The organism is Streptomyces sp. CNT372, from assembly GCF_000377145.1.
Genome location: NZ_KB897802.1, coordinates 1 through 5,022, shown reverse-complemented (window position 1 = coordinate 5,022; position 5,022 = coordinate 1). Strand labels below are relative to the sequence as shown.

Here is a 5,022-nt window from a genome sequence, read left to right as displayed (position 1 = left end):
CCTCCGGCTGCCGCTCACGATGGCCGCCTACGGGCTGACGATCGACGAGGCCCTGGACCTGCCCCGGCAGGCCGAGGAGCGGGAAGCGGCCCTGACGGAGGCGCAGGAGGCCGCCAAGGTGGCCGCCGCAGCGCGGGCCGAGGACCGGGCCGCCGACGCCCGGATCGCCCGCCTGCGGACCGCTGGGCGGGTCCAGGCGGCCGAGCACGAGGTGAGCGCCGAGACGAAGCGCGCGGCCGTCACCGCGCGGGCCGAGCTGGTCGCCACGGAGCGGGCCGTCCAGGCGGAGACGGAGGCCGTCGAGTCGGCCGGTGTCGCCGAAGCCGAAGCACGCCGAGCCGCCGCACTGAGGCAGGCCGCGAAGGACCGCGAGGCCGCAGCCGAACACGAGGAGCGCGCCGCCGAACTGGAGGCGCGCACGGCCGAACAGGACGCCCGCGCCGCCGAACAGCGGGCCCAGGCCGCCGAAGCCGACCACCGCGCGACCGAGACGGAGGCAGCCGCGAAGAGGGCCCTGGAGGCGGCGGCCGAACTGGAGGAGCGCGCAGCCGAACGGCGACTGCGGACCGCCGAACTGGAGCACCGGGCCGCCGTGCTCGAAGACGAAGCGGGTCTTTCCAAGCCCGACCGGGCCGCCCGCAAGGTCGCCCGCATGATCCTGGCCGACCATGCCGGCCAGGCGGACGCCCTCCCGCTGGAGACCGTCATGGAGACGTTCGCCGTCAGCAAGACCACGGCGTCGGCCTACCGGGCCGCCGCTGAGGAGCTGATCCGGGACGGCTACCGCCCGGATCAGCTCCACCCGTAGCAACCGACCGAAGGGACCGACATGGACATGGACGAGTACGCGAAGCGTCAGGCCGAGCTGGAGGAGATGCACGCCGCGTACGAGGAGATCGACGCGGCCGAGTACGCCGAGTTCAACCGGGAGATGGACGCCCGCGACGCCGCCCGTGCACAGCGGGCCGCCGACCACGACGCGACCTGACCAGCACGAACACCCCGCCAGGAGGGCGGCCCGGCCACGTGCCGGCGCCGCCCTCCCGCACGTCCTGGCGCTGCCGCTGCCGTTCCCGACCCTCCCCCTGCGGGCCGGGCGCGGCTGCGGGACCACCAGCAACACCCCCCGACCCGCCCGACCGACGGAGGACATCGCCGTGACCAGCACCAACGCCGGACAGCCGGACTACTCCCGGCTCCTCGACCTGGACGCCCTCGCCGCCTGGACCCTGGACCGCCAGCGCGAGCACACCGCCGACCTGGCCGCGTACGAGGCCACCCTCGCCGCGTTCCAGACCGCGCTTCGCTCCGAGACCGTCCCCGGGGACGGCGCCCTCTCCGCCAAGCTCCGCGCCCGCCGCGTCGAGCGGCACATCAAGGCCCTCGCCAAGGCGTCCCGGAAGGCCGCCAACGAGGCGGAGGCCCTGCGCACCTCGTACGCCGGGCACATCGCCCACGTCGCGGCCCTGCCGGCACGGCGCGAGGCCAAGGCGCTCAAGCGGGCCGGACGCCGCCAGGCGCTCGGGGAGCTGACGGCGAAGTCCCTGCACAAGACGACGTCGACGCTCGCCCCGGCGGCCCCGGCCGACGCCGAGCCCGACACCACCCCGGCGGCCCCGGCCGCCGACCAGGTGCGCGGCATCAACGACCTGTGGAAGAAGGGCGCCTGATGGACCGGCCGGTCAACCGCAGGCGGCGGAGCGAGGAGAACCGCCGCCTGCACCACAAGCAGCGCGCCGAGCAGGCCGAGACCATGGGCCCGAAGGGCATCGCCGCGGCCTGGGCCGAACAGGTCCGGGCCGTCGCCCGGTCCCGGGCCCGGCGCGGAGACCCGTCCGGCTGGCAGGACCTCGCCCGCCACCTTGAGTGGTTCTGCTCCCGGCACCCGCCCGACGACCCCACGGACCGGCGCACGGCCCGACAGGCCGAGCACTGGGAGACCCGCCTCGCCGCCCTCGCCGACGCCGACCCGAAGACGGTCGCGTCGGCGTGGTGGGACCGGGCCCGGTCGGTCGCCGCAGCCGAGGGCGACGACGGTTGGGCCGACCTCGGGCTGACGGTGAAGAACCTCGCCGACCGCTACAGCCCGTAGCCGCGCCCGTCTTCATCTTCATCTTCATCACGCGTGAACTCAGCGCCTCGCCTGCGCGCGTAATGCCTCTGCGGGCCTGCGGGCCTGCGCGGGCCTGCGCGCGTACGCGAGGACATCACCCTCTGTCAACTCAGGAGACGCCCGATATGGCCGACGACAACGTGATCAGCTTCAAGCCGAGGGGGGCATCCGGCCCGCCTCCGCCGCTCCTCCCGCCGCCCCGGCCCCCGGCCGCTGTCGCCCCGCCCCCGCCTCCGGCAGCGCCGCCCGCCGCCCCGCCTCCGCCGTCCCCGGCGGGCGGGGCGGACGTCGTCCCGGACCGGTCCCGCCGGTCGGCCGCTGACTCCCTCGCCGGGCTCACCGCCCCGCCCCCGCCGGTATCGGCCCCGGAGCCCGGAGCCGTGCCCGCGACGTTCCGCAGTGACGGCCTGGACGACGAGGAGGAGACCCCGCCGCCCCGGCTGGGGGCGCTCACCCTCTCCGCGATCCTCGCCGTGGCCCTGGCCGCGATGCGCGGTACCGCGACGGCCGTGACGGACTGGCGCCAGCGCCGTATGGAGCGCGAGGCCGAGAACGCCCCCCTGCGGGAGGCCCGGGTGAAGCGGCGGGTCGCCCAGGAGGAGCAGGCCGCGGCCGCCAGTGCCGCGAGGAAGGTCCCCGGCAGCCAGGAGTACGGGCGTAAGGCCCTGGGCTCCGGCGGCGGGACGTCGGGGCGCGGCTCCGGCGGCGGGGGCGGCGGCCGTACGAACTCCTCCTCGCCGCCCAAGCCGTCGTCCTCGCCCAAGCCGTCCGGCAGCAGCTCCCCGGGCGGGGGCAAGCCGGGCGGAGTCACCAAGTCGAGCGGTGCGACGTCGGGTGCCGGCGCATCCGGCGGCAAGGGCCCGGCCGCCAGCCCGAAGCCGACCCCGGCCCCGACGGGCAAGGGCGGCGGGGGCAAGCCGGGCGGCTCCTCGCCGTCCGGCACGGGCGGTACGGGGAAGGGCCCCGGCGGGTCCTCCGGCGCGAAGGGCGGCGGCGGGTCCTCCGCGCCCCCGAAGCCCGGTACGGCGGTGAAGCCGTCCGGCAAGAGCGGCCCGGCCGCCAGCCCGAAGCCGACCCCGGCCCCCTCGGGGAAGGGCGGCGGGGGGAGCAGCAAGCCGGGCGGCTCCGGTAGCGGGGTCGACCTGACGAAGAAGCCCAAGCCGTCCGGCAAGGGCGGCGGCTCCGGGACGTCGACACCGCCGACCGCCCCCGGCAAGGGCAAAAGCGGGAAGCCGTCCAGCGGCCCGTCAGCGCCCCCCGGCAAGGGCACGGGCGGTACGGGGCCGACCGTGCCACCGAAGCCGGGCACGCCCCCGCCGGGGACGTCGAAGGTCGACCTGACGAAGAAGCCGAAGCCGCCCGGCAAGGGGCCCGGCTCCGGGCCGTCGACACCGCCCACCAGCGGGCCGTCGACTCCACCGGCCGCCCCGGGCAAGGGCGGGAGCGGGAAGCCGTCAGCGGCCCCCGGGGCGGGCGGACCCGCCGCTCCCGGCAAGGGGCCGACGACCCCGCCCAAGCCCACCAGCCCGCCGCCAGGAGCAGCGGGAGCACCAGGAGCAGCGGGAGCAGCGGCCGGAGGGAAGCCGGGCCCCGGGGCCACACCCGGCCCGGCAACGCCCCCTCCGCCCCCTGGGGCCGCTCCCGGCACCCCGCCGGGCCCCGGGGCCGGACCGGTCCCGCCGAAGCCCTCCACGCCCCCGCCAGGGGCCGCCGGAGGATCGGCCGGGCCGACACCCGGACCGCCCCCGCCGGGGACGGCAGGCGCCACCCACGGCGCGGCCTCGCCCCCGCCCGGCCCCGGGGCACCGCCCCCGCCCCGGGGGGCCCGGCGCAGCGCGGCCGACTCCGTCCACACCGCGACGGCCGCGACGGAGACCGTCATCACCCTGGAGCGCCTGGACCAGCCCGGAGACGCTGCCCGCCGCCCAGACCCCGAACCGCCGGCAGCCGCTCTTGGCCCCGGCACCACCAGCACGAAGGAGGACACACGCGTGTCTGCTCTCTCCCTGCCCGGCATGTCCGGACCGGCCGCCGAGCACACCACGGACGTCACGCTCGATGACGTCCTGGACGACCTCGCCGACGCCAAGGACGAGTGCTTCACCACGTACGACGAGTGCGCCGTCCTCGCCGACAAGGCCCGCAAGCTCCGCGACTCCCTGACCGACCTGGCGGAGGAGCTGGCCGAGCGGAACAACGTCATCGGCCGACTCACGTCGGCCGCGATGGTCCGCCTGTCGGAGTCCATGGACCTCCTCGCCCGCAAGGCCGAGGAGATGCGCCCGAAGTCCCTCGCCGCCGCTGAGGCCGTCGAGACCGCGCACGACGAGATGCACGACGCCTACCGCCCCGTACAGCAGGCGGCGGCCGACGCCGGTCTGCGTATGCCCTCCGCCCGCATCCACAACGAGGACTGATCACCATGACCGAGCTGGAGCCCTACGTCCCTGCCGGCCTTCCCGAGCGCAGCAGCGGCGGGCGCCTGTCGTTCCTGAGCCTCGCCGGGCGCATCACGACGCTGACCGGCGCGGCCCTCGCCCTGAAAGAGGGCCTGTGGATGCTGCGGCGGCGGATGGAGAAGGACGCCGACGGCCTGGACCGCCTGGCCGAGCAGTGCGGCACGGCGGAGGTCGAGCCGCGGTTCACCGCGCTCATGACGGATGCCGCCTCCGCCCTCCGGGCCGTCGCGGAAGCGTCCGGTGAGCTCGCCGGGGCCGCCGACTCCATGGAGGCCGACGCCCGCGCGTTCGGAGACGCCCACGAAGCCGAGTACCGGGGCGTCTACGAGGCCGTGAAGGCGTCCGGCGTCCAGCAGGCGAAGCCCGGGTTCTACGAGACCCGCTGACACCCCGCCACCGCACCACCGAGGGGCCCGCGCCGACCCGGCCGGGCCCCTCACCACACCCCCC

5 protein-coding genes and 1 pseudogene are annotated in these 5,022 nt (G+C 76.8%); all 6 read left to right on the top strand.

Features of this window, described 5'->3' with window-relative positions:
* Positions 1 to 808, top strand: a pseudogene (locus C593_RS0128270) (DUF2637 domain-containing protein); the annotation flags it as partial.
* A gap of 21 nt (positions 809 to 829) precedes the next feature.
* Complete coding sequence (locus tag C593_RS33180; RefSeq protein ID WP_018850688.1) at positions 830 to 988, top strand: hypothetical protein; 159 nt, start codon at positions 830 to 832, stop codon at positions 986 to 988.
* 169 nt (positions 989 to 1,157) lie between these two features.
* A complete protein-coding gene (locus C593_RS0128260; protein ID WP_018850687.1) occupies positions 1,158 to 1,670 on the top strand; it encodes a hypothetical protein in 513 nt (170 codons plus the stop codon).
* Positions 1,670 to 2,092 (top strand): hypothetical protein, encoded by a 423-nt coding sequence (locus C593_RS33500; RefSeq protein WP_018850686.1) that lies wholly within the window; start codon positions 1,670 to 1,672, stop codon positions 2,090 to 2,092. The genes C593_RS0128260 and C593_RS33500 overlap by 1 nt, the downstream gene beginning before the upstream one ends.
* A 401-nt stretch (positions 2,093 to 2,493) precedes the next feature.
* Positions 2,494 to 4,530: a hypothetical protein gene (locus C593_RS33175; RefSeq protein ID WP_199790101.1), complete on the top strand. Its 2,037-nt coding sequence runs from the start codon at positions 2,494 to 2,496 to the stop codon at positions 4,528 to 4,530.
* Positions 4,531 to 4,535: 5 nt separating this feature from the next.
* On the top strand, positions 4,536 to 4,958 hold the full coding sequence (locus tag C593_RS0128240) for a hypothetical protein (protein ID WP_018850684.1): 423 nt from the start codon (positions 4,536 to 4,538) through the stop codon (positions 4,956 to 4,958).
* The last annotated feature ends 64 nt before the right edge of the window (positions 4,959 to 5,022 follow it).

Excerpts from the sequence above, each read along its gene's own strand:
- C593_RS33180 (WP_018850688.1), top strand. The coding sequence starts at position 830 with ATGGACATGGACGAGTACGCGAAGCGTCAGGCCGAGCTGGAGGAGATG.
- C593_RS33500 (WP_018850686.1), top strand. The coding sequence starts at position 1,670 with ATGGACCGGCCGGTCAACCGCAGGCGGCGGAGCGAGGAGAACCGCCGC.
- C593_RS0128240 (WP_018850684.1), top strand. The coding sequence starts at position 4,536 with ATGACCGAGCTGGAGCCCTACGTCCCTGCCGGCCTTCCCGAGCGCAGC.